The organism is Streptomyces sp. NPDC088553, assembly GCF_044752965.1.
Taxonomy (GTDB): Bacteria; Actinomycetota; Actinomycetes; order Streptomycetales; family Streptomycetaceae; genus Streptomyces.
On record NZ_JBIVMG010000016.1, the window covers coordinates 1 to 16,674 of the forward strand.

The 16,674-nt window shown below is 70.8% G+C and carries 8 protein-coding genes, 1 tRNA gene and 1 rRNA gene; 9 read left to right on the top strand and 1 reads right to left on the bottom strand.

Going from position 1 to position 16,674, the window contains the following annotated elements:
- Positions 1 to 94 (top strand): 5S ribosomal RNA (gene rrf / locus ACIP8Z_RS35955); the annotation flags it as partial.
- A 4-nt stretch (positions 95 to 98) separates the two neighbouring features.
- Positions 99 to 174, top strand: a tRNA-Thr gene (locus ACIP8Z_RS35960).
- 93 nt (positions 175 to 267) lie between these two features.
- On the opposite strand, the gene ACIP8Z_RS35965 is transcribed toward ACIP8Z_RS35960, so the two are convergent.
- The gene (locus ACIP8Z_RS35965) at positions 268 to 2,913 is read right to left on the bottom strand and encodes a SpoIIE family protein phosphatase (RefSeq protein WP_402090928.1); all 2,646 of its coding nucleotides are present in this window, start codon (positions 2,911 to 2,913) and stop codon (positions 268 to 270) included.
- 269 nt (positions 2,914 to 3,182) lie between these two features.
- Between ACIP8Z_RS35965 and ACIP8Z_RS35970 the strand changes: the two genes are divergently transcribed.
- The 7 genes from ACIP8Z_RS35970 (at position 3,183) to ACIP8Z_RS36000 (ending at position 16,595) form a co-directional block, all read left to right on the top strand.
- Entirely contained in the window at positions 3,183 to 8,660 is a 5,478-nt protein-coding gene (locus ACIP8Z_RS35970; protein ID WP_402090930.1) for a HAMP domain-containing protein, read from the top strand.
- 359 nt (positions 8,661 to 9,019) lie between these two features.
- Positions 9,020 to 9,694 (top strand): two-component system response regulator, encoded by a 675-nt coding sequence (locus tag ACIP8Z_RS35975; RefSeq protein ID WP_017237733.1) that lies wholly within the window; start codon positions 9,020 to 9,022, stop codon positions 9,692 to 9,694.
- Between the two features lie 126 nt (positions 9,695 to 9,820).
- Positions 9,821 to 12,652: a DNA translocase FtsK gene (locus ACIP8Z_RS35980; RefSeq protein ID WP_402090932.1), complete on the top strand. Its 2,832-nt coding sequence runs from the start codon at positions 9,821 to 9,823 to the stop codon at positions 12,650 to 12,652.
- A 315-nt stretch (positions 12,653 to 12,967) separates the two neighbouring features.
- Positions 12,968 to 13,795, top strand: a complete 828-nt coding sequence (locus tag ACIP8Z_RS35985) for a helix-turn-helix domain-containing protein (protein WP_209497098.1) — start codon at positions 12,968 to 12,970, stop codon at positions 13,793 to 13,795.
- Between the two features lie 90 nt (positions 13,796 to 13,885).
- Positions 13,886 to 15,406 carry a 30S ribosomal protein S12 methylthiotransferase RimO gene (gene rimO / locus ACIP8Z_RS35990; RefSeq protein WP_319320307.1) on the top strand — a complete coding sequence of 507 codons (1,521 nt, stop codon included), beginning with the start codon at positions 13,886 to 13,888 and terminating at the stop codon, positions 15,404 to 15,406.
- Entirely contained in the window at positions 15,403 to 16,077 is a 675-nt protein-coding gene (gene pgsA / locus ACIP8Z_RS35995) for a CDP-diacylglycerol--glycerol-3-phosphate 3-phosphatidyltransferase (RefSeq protein ID WP_402090935.1), read from the top strand. The genes rimO and pgsA overlap by 4 nt, the downstream gene beginning before the upstream one ends.
- Positions 16,074 to 16,595 (top strand): CinA family protein, encoded by a 522-nt coding sequence (locus ACIP8Z_RS36000; protein WP_402090937.1) that lies wholly within the window; start codon positions 16,074 to 16,076, stop codon positions 16,593 to 16,595. Before pgsA ends, ACIP8Z_RS36000 begins: the two co-directional genes overlap by 4 nt.
- Positions 16,596 to 16,674: the final 79 nt, after the last annotated feature.

The following is a 16,674-nucleotide window of genomic DNA, read 5'->3' on the forward strand; positions in this document are numbered from 1 at the left end:
AACGCCCGGTTACATTCCGAACCCGGAAGCTAAGCCTTTCAGCGCCGATGGTACTGCAGGGGGGACCCTGTGGGAGAGTAGGACGCCGCCGAACACCCGCCCTTTTAGCTCAGTCGGTAGAGCGTCTCCATGGTAAGGAGAAGGTCAACGGTTCGATTCCGTTAAAGGGCTCCAAGTAAGAAGGCCCCCGCCTATGGCGGGGGCCTTTTTGCGTTCCCTGGACAGATGGACAAGCCGGCGATCCCCGCACGGGGATCGCCGGCATCGTCAGCGGTCGTCCGGTTCGCGGAGGCGCATCGCCAGGATGGCCATGTCGTCGGAGGCCGGGGCCTGGGCGAAGCGTTCCACCGCGCGGAGCACTCGGGAGGCGACAGCGCCGGCCGTCAGGCCCGTACAGGTCTTGAGGACTTCGGCGAGGCCGTCGTCGCCCAGCATGCGGGTGCCCTCGCGGCGTTCCGTCACGCCGTCCGTGACGCAGAGGAGGACGTCGCCCGGATCGAGCGTGATGGTCTCCTCGTACAGTTCGAGGTCCTCCATCACGCCGAGGAGCGGCTGGGGTTCGGCCGCGGACGTCACCGTGCCGTCCGGGCGGAGGCGCAGGGGGAGCGGATGCCCGGCGCAGACGACCTTGAGGATCGCGGAGCCGTCCTCCTGGGGGCGCATCTCGCCGTACAGGAGGGTGAGGAAGCGGCTGCGGGCGCCCTCGTCGAGGATCGCCGCGTTCAGGCGTTCCAGGACGGCCGGGCCGCCGAAGCCCTCGCGGGCCAGCAGACGGAGGGCGTGGCGGGCCAGGCCGGTGACGGCGGCCGCCTCGGGTCCCGTGCCGCAGACGTCGCCGATGGCGAAGCCGTAGGCGCCGTCGCGGATGGGGAAGAGGTCGTAGAAGTCGCCTCCGACCTCGTTGCCCTCACCGGCCGCGCGGTAGATGACGTCGACCTCGACACCCGGGATGTGGGGGAGGCCGGGCGGGAGGAGGCTGCGCTGGAGGGACTGGCTGATCGCCACGCGCTCCGAGTACAGGCGGGCGTTGTCCAGGGCCAGGGCGGCCCGGCGCGAGAGATCCTCGGCGAGCTCCAGGATCTCCTGGCGGAAGTGGTCCTCCGAGGGCCGGCCCAGGGTCAGCATGCCGATGACCCGGTTGCGGGCGACCAGCGGCAGGACGACCGTCTCGCCGGCGACCGCACTCGCGGTGGCCAGGGTGGTGTCGATGCCGGAGGAGAGCGGGCTCGTGGGGTGATCGAGGGCGCGGACCGAGGCGCTGAGGGCCGCGCGGTGGGCGGCGTCGCCCGGTGCGGTCCAGACGCGGGCGCCGGGCGTCGGCACCGGGTCGGGCGGGGAGATGGAGGAGAGCAGGTCCTTGAGGCCGTCGATGCGGTCCTCGTCCTCGTGGAGCACGTACGAGAGGTACGGGTCGGAGGACTGGTCGGCGATCGTGTAGACCGCGCACCAGGTGGCGAGGGTCGGGACCGTCATCTGGGCCATCAGGGCCAGGGTCTGGTCCCGGTCGAGGGTGCCCGCGAGCAGGTCGGAGGCCTCGACGAGGAAGCTGAGGGAGCCGCGGCGGAGACGTTCCAGCTCGCCGAGGCGGGCGGATTCGACGGCCAGGGCGATGCGGTCGGCGGCGAACTGGAGGCGGAGGGCCTCCTCGTTTGAGTAGCGGTTCGCGGACTCGGCGGCCACGCCGAGGGAGCCGGTGAGCCGGCCCTCGACCTTGAGGGGCACGGTGACGACCGAGCGCATGCCGGTGCCTTCGAGGAGGGGCACGGCGCCGGGGACGGCGGCCAGGTCCTCGTGCACGGCGGGCATGCGGGCGGAGCCGTAGCGGCTTGCGCCGGTCTCGACGGGGACGCGGGCGAAGCGCTGGCGGGCGGCCGGGAGGCCGGTGCTCGCCCGGACCTCGAGTTCCGTCTCGTCGTCGGTGGCGAGGAGCAGGAAGGCGGCGTCGCCGTCGAGCATGTCGCGGGCGCGTTCGACCGTGCGCTGGAGCAGGCCGTCGAGGTCGTCGGGGGCGGGGGAGCCGATGAAGACCTCGAAGGGGTCCGCGGCGCGGTTCTCGGAGCCCGGCTCGGAGGCGGGGCGCTGCGGGGTCTGGAGGATCGCCCGCTCGTGCTCGCGCACCAGGAGGCAGACGGTGGACGGCTCGCCCTGGGCGTCGCGGACGCGGAGGTGGGCGGCGTAGACAGGGATGACGCGGCCGTCGGCGCAGCGGATGCCGTAGCTGCCCTCCCAGCGGGAGAGGCGGAGTGCCTCGGCGAGGCCGGTGCCGATGCCGGGGGTGTGGGGCCAGGCCGCGAGGTCGCCCAGAGGTTTGCCGGTGACCTGCTCGGAGGCGTAACCGAAGAGTTCCGCGGCGTCCTCGTTCCAGGCGGTGATGGCTCCGCCGCGGTCGATCTGGACGACGGCGACGCGGACGCGGCTGTCGGTGACCGGGAGGAGCGCGTCGGGGAGGACGGGGCCCGCGGAGCGGGTGCCGACCGGGCGCTGGGCGAGGTCGAGGTGGAACCAGACGTGCTTGCGGGTGGGGGTGTAGTCGACGCCCCAGCGGTGGGCGAGGGCGGCGCAGAGCAGCAGGCCGCGGCCGTTCTCGCGGTCGGGGCTGCCGAGGGTGCGGCCGCCCTGGACGGGGATCTCGCGCTCGGGGTAGCGGTCGGCGACCTCGATGCGGATGCTGTCGTCGGAGCGGAGGCAGAGGACTTCGGCGGAGGTGCCGGCGTGGATGACGGCGTTGGTCACGAGCTCGCTGGTGAGCACGACGGCGTCGTCGACGAGTTCGGGGTGTCCCCAGCCCTGGAGGGTGTCCCGGACGAAGGCGCGGGCAGCCGCGACGGACCGCCCGACGGGCTCGAAGCTGGCAGTCGCCCGCGCGGTGATCACAGCACTCCTCGTACGCGTCTCGACGCCCGGCTCTGCCATGCTCGGTCTGTCCCTCCCGCTGCCCGGTGGTCGTACGCGCACCACACCGCCCCCGCCGGGCGGACCGGGGCGGTTGGACAGTCGGAAGCCAGGTTACTTACCTTCACCGCCCGAGCGGATGCCGGTCACCGCTGAATCCGTCCCCATGGGGTAGGGACGCTGTGCGAAGCTGCCGAACTGTTATCGCCTGGTTCGGTGGCGGTGAAACACTGGGCAGGCTACCGGCGGGAGCCGGAGCGGTACGGTCGACCCCTTTCGGGAGGGACACGGTGGAACCTGGCACGGCGGCGCGACGCGGCGGAGGCAGCGGTACGCGCGCGAGGGGCGGGCGTTCCCGTGGGGGGACGGTACAGGTGGACGCGGCGGCCCTGGAGCGGCTGCTGGCCGCACTGGTGTCCATGCGGGACGGAAATCTCCGCAGGCGGCTCACGGTGTCCGGTGACGGGGTCATGGCGGAGATCTCCGCCGTGTTCAACGAGGTCGCGGACCGGCAGATGCATGTGACGGGGGAGCTGTCGCGGGTCCGCCGGGTGGTGGGCCGCGAGGGCAAGCTGTCCGAGCGCCTGGAGGCGGGGGCCGGTGAGGGGGCGTGGGCGGCGGCGATCGAGGCCGCGAACGCGCTCGTCGACGATCTGGCCCGGCCGGTGTCCGAGGTGGGGCGGGTGCTCTCGGCGGTGGCCGAGGGTGATCTGGACCAGCGGATGGACCTGCGTTCGGAGGGTGCCGACGGGACGGTCCGGCCGCTGCGCGGGGAGTTCCTGAAGGTCGCCCGTACCGCGAACAATCTTGTGGACCAGCTGTCGGTGTTCGCCTCCGAGGTGACCAGGGTCGCCGTCGAGGTGGGTACGGACGGCAAGCTGGGCGGGCAGGCGCAGGTGCGCGGAGTGTCCGGTTCGTGGAAGGACCTCACGGACTCGGTCAACACGATGGCGAACCGGCTGACGGCCCAGGTGCGGGACATCGCGCTGGTGACGACGGCGGTCGCGGACGGTGATCTGTCGCAGAAGGTCACGGCGAACGTGGCCGGCGAGATGCTGGAGCTGAAGAACACGGTCAACCGGATGGTGGACCAGCTGTCGTCGTTCTCCTCCGAGGTGACCCGGGTCGCCCGTGAGGTGGGTACGGAGGGCGAGCTCGGCGGTCAGGCCGAGGTGGCCGGGGTCGCCGGTGTGTGGAAGGACCTCACGGACTCCGTCAACACGATGGCGGGCAATCTGACCAACCAGGTGCGGGGCATCGCCGAGGTCACGACGGCGGTCGCGAACGGTGACCTGTCGCAGAAGGTGCGGGTGTCGGCGCGCGGGGAGATCGCGCAGCTGGCGGACACCATCAACCAGATGACGAAGACGCTGCGGATCTTCGCCGACGAGGTGACCCGGGTGTCGGGCGAGGTCGGTGCCGAGGGTCTGCTGGGCGGTCAGGCGCAGGTGCCGGGGGCGGCGGGGACGTGGAAGGACCTCACCGACTCGGTCAACACCGTCTTCCGGAACATCACCACGCAGGTGCGTGACATCGCGCAGGTGACGACGGCGGTGGCCAACGGTGATCTGTCGCAGAAGGTCACCGTGGACGTGGCCGGCGAGATGCTGGAGCTGAAGAACACCGTCAACACGATGGTGGACCAGCTGTCGGCCTTCGGTTCCGAGGTGACCCGGGTGGCCCGGGAGGTCGGTGTCGAGGGTCTGCTCGGCGGCCAGGCCGAGGTGAAGGGCGCGGCGGGGACGTGGAAGGACCTCACCGACTCGGTGAACACTGCCTTCCGGAACCTGACCGGTCAGGTGCGTGACATCGCGCAGGTGACGACGGCGGTGGCCAACGGTGACCTGTCGCAGAAGGTCACCGTGGACGTGGCCGGCGAGATGCTGGAGCTGAAGAACACCGTCAACACGATGGTGTCGCAGCTGTCGTCTTTCGCCGACCAGGTGACGCGGATGGCGCGGGACGTGGGCACCGAGGGCCGGCTGGGCGGCCAGGCCCGGGTGGACGGCGTCTCGGGGCGCTGGCGGGAGCTCACCGACTCGGTGAACTTCATGGCCGGCAACCTGACGTCGCAGGTGCGGCAGATCGCGCAGGTGACGACGGCGGTGGCGCGCGGTGACCTGTCGCAGAAGATCGACGTGGACGCGCGCGGCGAGATCCTGGAGCTGAAGAACACCATCAACACGATGGTCGACCAGCTCTCCGCGTTCGCCGACCAGGTGACCCGAGTGGCCCGCGAGGTGGGCACCGACGGGCGCCTCGGCGGGCAGGCGCAGGTGCCGGGTGTGGCAGGCGTGTGGCGCGACCTGACGGATTCGGTGAACGGCATGGCCGGCAACCTGACGACTCAGGTCCGCAACATCGCGCAGGTCGCCACGGCGGTGGCGCGCGGTGACCTGTCGCAGAAGATCGACGTGGACGCGCGCGGCGAGATCCTGGAGCTGAAGAACACCCTCAACACGATGGTGGACCAGCTGTCGAACTTCGCCGAGCAGGTGACGCGGGTGGCCCGCGAGGTGGGCACCGAGGGCATTCTGGGCGGTCAGGCCGAGGTGCAGGGGGTCTCCGGCACCTGGAAGGACCTCACCCAGTCCGTGAACTTCATGGCGAACAACCTGACCATCCAGGTGCGGAACATCGCCGAGGTCACGACGGCGGTCGCCAAGGGCGACCTGTCGAAGAAGATCACCGTCGACGCCCGGGGCGAGATCCTGGAGCTGGTGACGACCGTCAACACGATGGTCGACCAGCTGTCGAACTTCGCCGACGAGGTCACGCGGGTGGCCCGTGAGGTGGGTACGGAGGGCATCCTCGGCGGTCAGGCGCGGGTCCGGGGCGTCACCGGTACCTGGAAGGACCTGAGCGACAACGTCAACCTGATGGCCAACAACCTGACGAGTCAGGTGCGGAACATCTCCCGGGTCTCGGCGGCCGTCGCCAACGGCGATCTGACGAAGAAGGTGACGGTCGAGGCGCGCGGCGAGGTCGCCGAGCTCGCCGACACCGTCAACACCATGGTGACGACCCTGTCGTCGTTCGCCGACGAGGTCACGCGCGTGGCCCGTGAGGTGGGTACGGAGGGCGAGCTGGGCGGCCAGGCCCGGGTGCCGGGTGTCTCGGGCACCTGGAAGGACCTGACCGAGTCGGTGAACTCGATGGCCTCCAACCTGACCGGTCAGGTGCGCCAGATCGCGGCCGTCACCACGGCCATCGCCAAGGGCGATCTCACCAAGAAGATCGACATCGACGCGCGCGGCGAGATCCAGGAGCTGAAGAGCACCATCAACACGATGGTCGACCAGCTGTCGAACTTCGCCGAGGAGGTCACCCGGGTGGCCCGCGAGGTGGGCACGGACGGCCAGCTCGGCGGTCAGGCCCGGGTGCGTGACGTGGACGGCACCTGGCGGGATCTGACGGAGTCCGTGAACGAGATGGCCGGGAACCTGACCCGGCAGGTGCGGGCGATCGCCGCCGTCGCCACGGCGGTGACCCGGGGCGATCTGAACCTCAAGATCGACGGTGTCGACGCGGCGGGCGAGATCCAGGCCCTCCAGGAGAACATCAACACCATGATCGCCAACCTGCGCGACACCACCCTCGCCAACGAGGAGCAGGACTGGCTGAAGGGCAACCTGGCCCGTATCTCCGGCCTCATGCAGGGCCGGCGGGACCTGGACGACGTCGCCTCGCTCATCATGAGCGAGCTGACGCCGGTGGTCTCGGCACAGCACGGGGCCTTCTTCGTGGCGATGCCGACCGGCTCCGCCCACAGCGACGCCGAACTCGTCGGTGAGGGAGAGGGCTCGTACGAGCTGCGGATGCGCGGGAGTTACGGCTACTCCACCGGGTCCATGCCGACCTCGTTCCGCCCCGGCGAGACGCTCATCGGGACGGCGGCCGAGGAGAAGCGGACCATCCAGGTCAACGTTCCGCCCGGCTATCTGAAGATCTCCTCCGGGCTCGGGGAGGCCGCGCCGGCGCATGTGATCGTGCTTCCGGTCCTCTTCGAGGGCAAGGTCCTCGGTGTGATCGAGCTGGCGTCCTTCCAGCCGTTCACGCAGATCCAGCGGGACTTCCTCAACCAGCTCGCCGAGCTGATCGCCACCACCGTCAACACGATCAGCGTCAACACCAAGACCGAGGTGCTGCTCCAGCAGTCGCAGGAACTCACCGAGCAACTCAAGGAGCGCTCGGCCGAGCTGGAGCACCGGCAGAAGGAACTCCAGGGTTCCAACCTGGAGCTGGAGGAGAAGGCCGAGCTGCTCGCCCGGCAAAACCGCGACATCGAGGTGAAGAACACCGAGATCGAGGAGGCCCGGCAGGTCCTGGAGGAGCGGGCCGAGCAGCTCGCCGTCTCCATGCGCTACAAGTCCGAGTTCCTGGCGAACATGTCGCACGAGCTGCGCACCCCGCTCAACTCGCTGCTGATCCTCGCCAAGTTGCTCGCGGACAACGCCGAGACCAACCTGACGCCGAAGCAGGTCGAGTTCGCGGAGACCATCCACGGCGCCGGTTCCGACCTGCTCCAGCTGATCAACGACATCCTCGACCTGTCCAAGGTCGAGGCGGGCAAGATGGACGTCTCGCCGACCCGGATCGCGCTCGTCCAGCTCGTCGACTACGTGGAGGCGACCTTCCGGCCGCTCACGGCGGAGAAGGGGCTCGACTTCTCGGTGCGGGTCTCGCCCGAGCTGCCGGCCACCCTCCACACCGACGAGCAGCGGCTGCTCCAGGTGCTTCGCAACCTCCTGTCCAACGCGGTGAAGTTCACCGACACGGGGGCGGTGGAGCTGGTGATCCGGCCGGCCGGGACCGATGTGCCGCAGTCGATTCGCGAGCAGCTCCTGGAGGCCGGTTCGCTGCGCGATCCGGAGGCCGATCTGATCGCCTTCTCCGTCACGGACACCGGGATCGGCATCGCCGCGAGCAAGATGCGGGTCATCTTCGAGGCGTTCAAGCAGGCCGACGGCACGACCAGCCGGAAGTACGGCGGTACGGGTCTGGGGCTCTCGATCAGCCGGGAGATCGCGCGGCTGCTCGGCGGCGAGATCTTCGCGGCGAGCGAGCCGGGCCGCGGTTCGACGTTCACGCTCTATCTGCCGCTGAACCCGACGGAGCTGTCGGCCGACTACGGGCAGGGGCCGGCCGACGACCCGCAGCAGGGCGCCGAGGAGGGGGCCGCCGGGGCCGTCCACCCGTTCCCGCACTTCCCGCCGCCGCCCGTACGGACGGAGGCGCGGTCCGGGGCGGGCGCGCTCTTCCGGCACCGGAGGAAGGCGGCCGCGGAGGCGACCGGGGCGCGGACGACGGTGCCGGGGCAGTCCGAGCAGCAGATCGCCGCCGACCGGGCGGAGCAGGAGGCGGAGGCCGAGCCGCGTCGTACCTTCGGCTTCTCCGGCGAGAAGGTGCTCATCGTCGACGACGACATCCGCAACGTCTTCGCGCTCACCAGCGTCCTCGAACAGCACGGACTCGCGGTGCTGTACGCGGAGAACGGGCGGGAGGGCATCGAAGTCCTGGAACAGCACGACGATGTGACGATCGTCCTGATGGACATCATGATGCCGGAGATGGACGGATACGCGACGACGACCGCGATCCGGCGCATGCCGCAGTTCGCGGGGCTGCCGATCATCGCGCTGACGGCGAAGGCGATGAAGGGCGACCGGGAGAAGGCGATCGAGTCCGGCGCCTCGGACTATGTGACCAAGCCGGTCGACCCCGACCACCTGCTGTCCGTGATGGAGCAGTGGATGCGGGGGGAGTGACGCCGGGCGGGGCCCGTGGTGCGGGGGAGTGACTCCGGGCGGGCCCCGTGGTGCGGGGGGAACGCCTCCGCACCACGGGGCCGCCTTCGGTCGCGGCCGGGCTTTCGGCTTTCGCTGACGGGCTGTCGCCACGCGGGTGTGAGAGGCCGGGATACGGGGAACCTTCTGGTCTCCCACCGCGTTTCCGGTACGTGCACAGTGACATCGCGGTGACAGGGTGTGGCGACGGGCGGGGTGCGGCTACGATGACCGGCACAAGGACGGACGGCGTTAGAGAGTCGTCTTCTGGGGCGGCGCCCGGTGCTTCCCCCGGTTCGGGGAGCCGGGGAGAGACGTTGCCGGGGCGAGGAGGACGGGGCATGGTGCAGAAGGCCAAGATCCTCCTGGTCGATGACCGGCCGGAGAATCTGCTGGCGCTGGAGGCCATTCTCTCCGCGCTCGATCAGACGCTGGTGCGGGCATCGTCCGGGGAGGAAGCGCTCAAGGCGCTGTTGACGGACGACTTCGCGGTCATCCTGCTCGACGTCCAGATGCCGGGTATGGACGGCTTCGAGACCGCCGCGCACATCAAGCGGCGGGAGCGGACCCGGGACATCCCGATCATCTTCCTCACCGCCATCAATCACGGTCCCCACCACACGTTCCGTGGGTACGCGGCCGGGGCGGTCGACTACATCTCGAAGCCGTTCGATCCGTGGGTGCTGCGCGCCAAGGTCTCGGTCTTCGTCGAGCTGTACATGAAGAACTGCAAGCTGCGCGAGCAGGCCGCGCTGCTGCGGCTGCAGTTGGAGGGCGGCGGCGAGGGCGGTCAGGGCAAGGAGGCCGCCGGTCTGCTCGCCGAGCTCTCGGCCCGTCTCGCGGCCGTCGAGGAGCAGGCGGAGGCGCTGTCCAAGCAGCTCGACGACGACTCCGCCGACGCGGCGGCCGTCGCCACCGCCGCGCATCTGGAGCGCAAGCTCACCGGATTGCGACGCGCGCTGGACGCGCTGGAGCCCGGCACCGGCGCCGCGCCGACGCTGCCGGCCCAGAGCTGACACACCGTCACCGAGGCGTAGAGCGCCCGACGTCCCGCGTGATGCGGCGTCAGCTTCGGGCCACGGCGGGAGCGACACGAACGGGTGAGGCGGACAGCCGGTCCTCACACCGGTAACCTCGGCATCATGGCTTCACGTACGTCCGGCAAGGGTTCCCAGGGCACGGCGGGCACCGCAAAGCCGCGCGCCGGCCGTACGACGGGCGCCGCGAAGAAAGCGGCACCCGCGAAGTCCCCCGCCAAGCCGCCCGCCAAGAAGGCGGCGGCCAAGAAGGCCGCGCCCGCCAAGCGCGCGCCCGCGCGGAAGACCGCGGCGAAGAAGGCCGCTCCCCGGCCCGCGCCGTCCCCCACCGGGGGCGTCTACCGGCTCGCGCGCGGTGCCTGGCTCGGCCTCGCGCACGCCGTGGGGGCGGTGTTCCGGGGGATAGGGCGTGGCGCCAAGGGCCTCGACCCGGCTCACCGCAAGGACGGGCTCGCGCTGCTGCTCCTCGGCCTCGCGCTGATCGTCGCCGCGGGCACCTGGTCCAACCTCCGCGGCCCCGTCGGCGACCTGGTCGAGATGCTGGTCACCGGTTCCTTCGGCCGGCTCGACCTGCTCGTTCCGCTGCTCCTCGGCGCGATCGCCGTGCGCCTCATCCTCTTCCCGGAGAAGCCCGAGGCCAACGGCCGGATCAGCATCGGCCTCTCCGCCCTCGTCATCGGCGTCCTCGGCCAGGTCCACATCGCCTGCGGTTCACCCGGCCGCGGCGACGGCAGCGAGGCCATGCAGGACGCCGGCGGCCTCATCGGCTGGGCCGCGTCCCAGCCGCTCGTCTTCATGATGGGCGAGGTCCTCGCCGTCCCCATGCTGGTCCTGCTCACGCTCTTCGGGCTGCTCGTCGTCACCGCCACCCCGGTCAACGCGATCCCGCAGCGGCTGCGCGCCCTCGGCGCCAGACTCGGCATCGTCGAGCCCGCCTACGACCCCGCGGAGGACCACCCCGAGGGCCACGGGAGCCCCTCCGGGGAGTACGACGCGTACGACGAGGAGTGGCGCGAGGCCCGGCCGCAGCCCCGCACCCGGCCCGCGCGCCGCCGGGGCCCCGCGGACCCCTACGACGTGGAGCGGGCCGAGGCCGAGATGCTCGACCGGCGCAGCCGGCGGGCCCGCCCCTCCTCTGAGCCCGTCTTCGACCACGGACTGGACCCGGTGGACGTCGCCGCGGCGGCGGCCGCCGCGCTCGACGGCGCGGTGCTCAACGGCATGCCGCCCTCCCCGATCGTCGCCGACCTCACCAAGGACGTCACCGCCGACCGCAAGGCCGCCGTGGACGCCGCCGCGAAGGCCGCGGCCGAGGCCGCGGAAACGGCGGCTCCGGCCGCTCCCGTGCCGCCGGCCCGTGGTGGTGACCAGCGGCCCGGCGGAGGCGTACCGGATCTGACCAAGCCGGCGCCCGAGCCGACCGATCTGCCGCCCCGGGCCGAGCAGCTCCAGCTGTCCGGCGACATCACGTACTCCCTGCCCTCGCTCGACCTCCTGGAGCGGGGCGGGCCCGGCAAGACGCGCAGCGCCGCCAACGACGCCGTCGTGGACTCGCTCTCCAACGTCTTCACCGAGTTCAAGGTCGACGCCGCCGTCACCGGTTTCACCCGGGGACCGACGGTCACGCGGTACGAGGTCGAGCTCGGCCCCGCCGTGAAGGTCGAGAAGATCACGGCCCTGACCAAGAACATCGCGTACGCCGTGGCCTCCCCGGACGTACGGATCATCTCGCCGATCCCCGGCAAGTCCGCGGTCGGCATCGAGATCCCCAACAGCGACCGGGAGATGGTGAACCTCGGTGACGTCCTGCGGCTCGCCGCCGCGGCCGAGGACGACCACCCGATGCTCGTGGCGCTCGGCAAGAACGTCGAGGGCGGCTACGAGATGGCCAACCTGGCGAAGATGCCGCACGTCCTGGTCGCCGGTGCCACCGGATCCGGAAAGTCCTCCTGCATCAACTGCCTGATCACTTCGATCATGATAAGAGCGACCCCCGAGGACGTCCGGATGGTGCTCGTCGACCCCAAGCGGGTCGAGCTCACCGCGTACGAGGGCATCCCGCACCTGATCACCCCGATCATCACCAACCCCAAGCGGGCCGCCGAGGCCCTCCAGTGGGTGGTGAAGGAGATGGACCTCCGGTACGACGATCTGGCGGCCTTCGGCTACCGGCACATCGACGACTTCAACCAGGCGATCCGGGACGGCAAGATCAAGCTGCCCGAGGGCAGCGAGCGGGAGCTCAACCCGTACCCGTACCTGCTCGTCATCGTCGACGAGCTCGCCGACCTGATGATGGTGGCGCCCCGGGACGTCGAGGACTCGATCGTCCGCATCACGCAGCTCGCGCGCGCCGCCGGCATCCACCTCGTGCTCGCCACCCAGCGGCCGTCCGTCGACGTCGTCACCGGCCTCATCAAGGCCAACGTGCCCTCCCGGCTCGCCTTCGCGACCTCCTCGCTCGCCGACAGCCGGGTCATCCTCGACCAGCCGGGCGCCGAGAAGCTCATCGGAAAGGGTGACGGACTGTTCCTGCCGATGGGTGCCAACAAGCCCGTCCGCATGCAGGGCGCCTTCGTCACCGAGCACGAGGTCGCGGCCGTCGTGCAGCACTGCAAGGACCAGATGACCCCGGTCTTCCGGGAGGACGTCACCGTCGGGACCCGGCAGAAGAAGGAGATCGACGAGGACATCGGCGACGACCTCGATCTGCTGTGCCAGGCCGCCGAACTGGTCGTCTCCACGCAGTTCGGCTCCACGTCGATGCTCCAGCGGAAGCTGCGCGTCGGCTTCGCGAAGGCCGGACGGCTGATGGACCTCATGGAGTCGCGGAACATCGTCGGGCCGAGCGAGGGCTCCAAGGCGCGCGACGTGCTGGTCAAGCCCGACGAGTTGGACGGCGTGCTGGACGTGATCCGGGGGCAGTCGGGGGAGTAGGCCGGAGTCCGTGGCCCGAATGGAGTAGAGCCCGGGGGCGGCCGGAGTACGCGGGCGGGGCCGAACGGAGCCGGGGCGGGGGCGGCCGGAGTACGCGGGCGGGGAGCGGGTACGCGATCGAGACCGGGCCGAGACTCACTCGTAAGGGAATGGAGGGCAACCGTTTCCCCTGGCCGTACGTCAAGTTGAGCGGAGGGACAGAAGGATGTCCCAGCCTCATGGCGTACAAACAGCACCCGCCCGGTTGCCCCACCCTTTCGTACCACCCATAGACTGAACGTCCAGCAGGTGGCTACACGCTCGAAAGGCGCTCTCGTGTCCATCGGCAACTCCCCCGAAGACGACCGGATCTTCCCGGCAGACGACCGGGACTCGATCGGTCGCGCTCTCCAGCAGACCCGCATCGCCGCCGGTCTCACCGTCGAAGAGGTCAGTGCCTCCACCCGTGTCCGGATTCCGATCGTGCAGGCGATCGAGGAGGACGACTTCTCCCGCTGCGGCGGCGACGTCTACGCCCGCGGCCACATCCGCACGCTCGCGCGTGCCGTCGGCCTCGATCCGGCCCCGCTGATCGAGCAGTACGACGCCGAGCACGGCGGTCGCCCCGCGCCCACCCCCGCCGCCCCGCTGTTCGAGGCGGAACGCATCCGCCCCGAGCCGCGCCGGCCCAACTGGACCGCCGCGATGGTCGCGGCCATCGTCGCCGTCGTCGGTTTCGTCGGCTTCACGATGTTCAACGGCAACGAGGCGCCCAAGGGCACCACCGCCGCGGACGGCGGCCCGGCGCCCGCGCCGGAGAAGGCCACCTCCGCCGGCAAGCCGAAGCCGGTCAAGCCCGCGCCGCCGAAGCCCACCGAGAGCGCGATCGCCGCGGTCCCGCAGGACAAGGTGACGGTGAAGATGACCGCCACCGACGGCAAGAGCTGGATCTCGGCCAAGGCCGCCAACGGCAAGCTGCTCTTCGACGGGCTGCTCCTGGACGGCGAGTCCAAGACCTTCCAGGACGACGAGCGCATCGACCTGGTCCTCGGCAACGCCGGAGCGATCGAGCTCTACGTGAACGGCAAGAAGATCGACGACAAGTTCGAATCCGGCCAGGTCGAGCGGCTGACGTACACCAAGGGCGACCCCGAGGCCGGCTGAGCCGCCCCTCCGGGCCCGTGATGGGGCCCCCGTCGCGCAGGTGAACCCTGCGCGACGGGGGAACGGCCGGGACGAAGTAGTCTTGAGTCCATGCCCGAACGCCGTACCGTCGCCCTTGTCACTCTTGGCTGCGCCCGTAACGAGGTGGACTCGGAGGAGCTCGCAGGCCGCTTGGCAGCGGACGGCTGGGAGCTCGTCGAGAACGCCGAGGACGCGGATGTCGCCGTCGTCAACACCTGTGGATTCGTCGAGGCCGCCAAGAAGGACTCCGTCGACGCCCTCCTCGAAGCCAATGATCTGAAGGACCACGGCCGCACCCAGGCCGTGGTCGCCGTCGGCTGCATGGCCGAGCGGTATGGCAAGGAACTCGCCGAGGCCCTCCCGGAGGCCGACGGCGTCCTGGGCTTCGACGACTACTCCGACATCTCCAACCGCCTCCAGACCATCCTCAGCGGTGGCAGTGTCGAGGCCCACACCCCGCGTGACCGGCGCAAGCTGCTTCCGCTCTCGCCGGTGGAGCGCCAGGCGGCCGCCGCCGCGGTCGCCCTCCCCGGTCACGGCGTCGTGGACGCTCCCGCTCCCGCCGCCGCCCCGGCCACCGCTCCCGAGGACGTGCCGAGCGACCTGCCGGACGGTCTCGCGCCCGCCTCCGGGCCGCGCGCACCGCTCCGCCGGCGTCTGGACGCCAGCCCCGTCGCCTCCGTGAAGCTGGCCTCCGGCTGCGACCGCCGCTGCTCCTTCTGCGCCATCCCCTCCTTCCGCGGCTCCTTCGTCTCGCGCCGTCCCTCGGACGTGCTGAACGAGACGCGCTGGCTCGCCGAGCAGGGTGTGAAGGAGGTCATGCTGGTCTCCGAGAACAACACCTCGTACGGCAAGGACCTCGGCGACATCCGGCTCCTGGAGAGCCTGCTGCCCGAGCTCGCCGCCGTCGACGGCATCGAGCGCGTCCGCGTCAGCTACCTCCAGCCCGCCGAGATGCGTCCCGGCCTGATCGACGTCCTCACGTCGACCGACAAGGTCGTGCCGTACTTCGACCTGTCCTTCCAGCACAGCGCCCCCGACGTGCTGCGGGCCATGCGCCGCTTCGGCGACACCGACCGGTTCCTCGAGCTCCTGGAGACCATCCGGGCCAAGGCCCCGACCGCCGGTGCCCGCTCCAACTTCATCGTCGGCTTCCCCGGCGAGACCGAGGCCGACTTCGCCGAGCTGGAACGCTTCGTCACCCACGCCCGGCTCGACGCCATCGGCGTCTTCGGCTACTCCGACGAGGACGGCACCGAGGCCGCCACGTACGAGCACAAGCTCGACCAGGACGTCGTCGACGCCCGCCTCGCCCACCTCTCCCGGCTCGCCGAGGAGCTCACCGCGCAGCGCGCGGAGGAGCGGATCGGAGAGACCCTTGAGGTACTGGTCGAGTCCGTGGACGACGAGGACGGCGTGATCGGCCGCGCCGCGCACCAGGCGCCCGAGACCGACGGTCAGGTGGTCCTCACCACGGCCGGCGGTACCAGCCCCGACCTGGCTCCGGGCCGTATGGTCATGGCGAAGGTCGTCGGCACGGAGGGCGTCGACCTGGTGGCCGAGTGTCTTTTCGAGGAGGCAGGCAGATGACCGGAGTCCCGGCATCCGCGACGGGCGGGACCGGTAGGCCGGCGCCCCGCGGCAAGCTGGGCACGGCGGCCGTCAACCAGGCCAGCCTGTGGAACATCGCCAACATCCTGACCATGATCCGGCTCGTGCTCGTGCCGGCCTTCGTGCTCCTGCTCTTCCAGGACGGCGGCCACGACCCCGCGTGGCGGGCCTGGGCCTGGGCGGCGTTCGCCGTCGCCATGATCACGGACGTCTTCGACGGGCACCTCGCCCGTGCGTACAACCTCGTCACGGACTTCGGGAAGATCGCCGACCCGATCGCCGACAAGGCGATCATGGCGGCCGGACTCATCTCGCTGTCCTTGCTCGGGGACCTGCCCTGGTGGGTGACCGGCGTCATCCTGGCCCGCGAGCTGGGGATCACCCTGATGCGGTTCTGGGTGATCCGCCACGGAGTCATCCCGGCCAGCCGCGGCGGCAAGATGAAGACGCTCGCCCAGGGCACGGCGGTCGGCATGTACGTGCTGATGCTCACCGGGCCGCTCGCCACCCTGCGCTTCTGGGTGATGGCGGTGGCCGTCGTGCTGACGGTCGTCACCGGTCTGGACTACGTCCGCCAGGCGGTCGTCCTGCGCCGCAAGGGGCTCGCCGCCGAGCGGGCCGCCGCGCGGTCGGAGGCGGCGACGCGATGACCGAGGCCGCCCGGGTGCTGGCGCTGCTCGCGGAGCGTGGTCACACGCTCGCCGCGGCGGAGTCGCTCACGGGCGGACTGGTGGCCGCGGAGCTCACCGGGGTGCCCGGCGCCTCGGTCTCCTTCCGGGGGTCCGTCACGGCCTACGCCACGGACCTCAAGCAGGAGCTGCTCGGCGTCGACGCGGGCCTGCTCGCCGAGTGCGGAGCGGTGGATCCCGAGGTCGCGCTGCAGATGGCGACCGGTGTACGGGCCCGGCTCGGCGCCGACTGGGGAATCTCGACGACCGGGGTGGCCGGCCCCGATCCGCAGGACGGACAGCCGGTCGGAACCGTCTACGTGGCGGTCGCGGGACCTGCCGCGACGGGCGCCCGCGCCGGGAAAGTGGTCTCGTTGAGGTTGAACGGCGACCGCGCGGACATCCGTAGAGAGAGTGTGCGGAGCGTGCTGGAACTGCTCCACGAGGAACTCTCGGGAAATGCGCGGGCACAGGATACGGAACACAACGGGGGGAATTGATGTTTGCAGCCCTGAGTGAACACGACATCGCTCCCCGCACGGCCGCGGCGCGAGGCGGTACGGTGGGGCGTGAAGGATG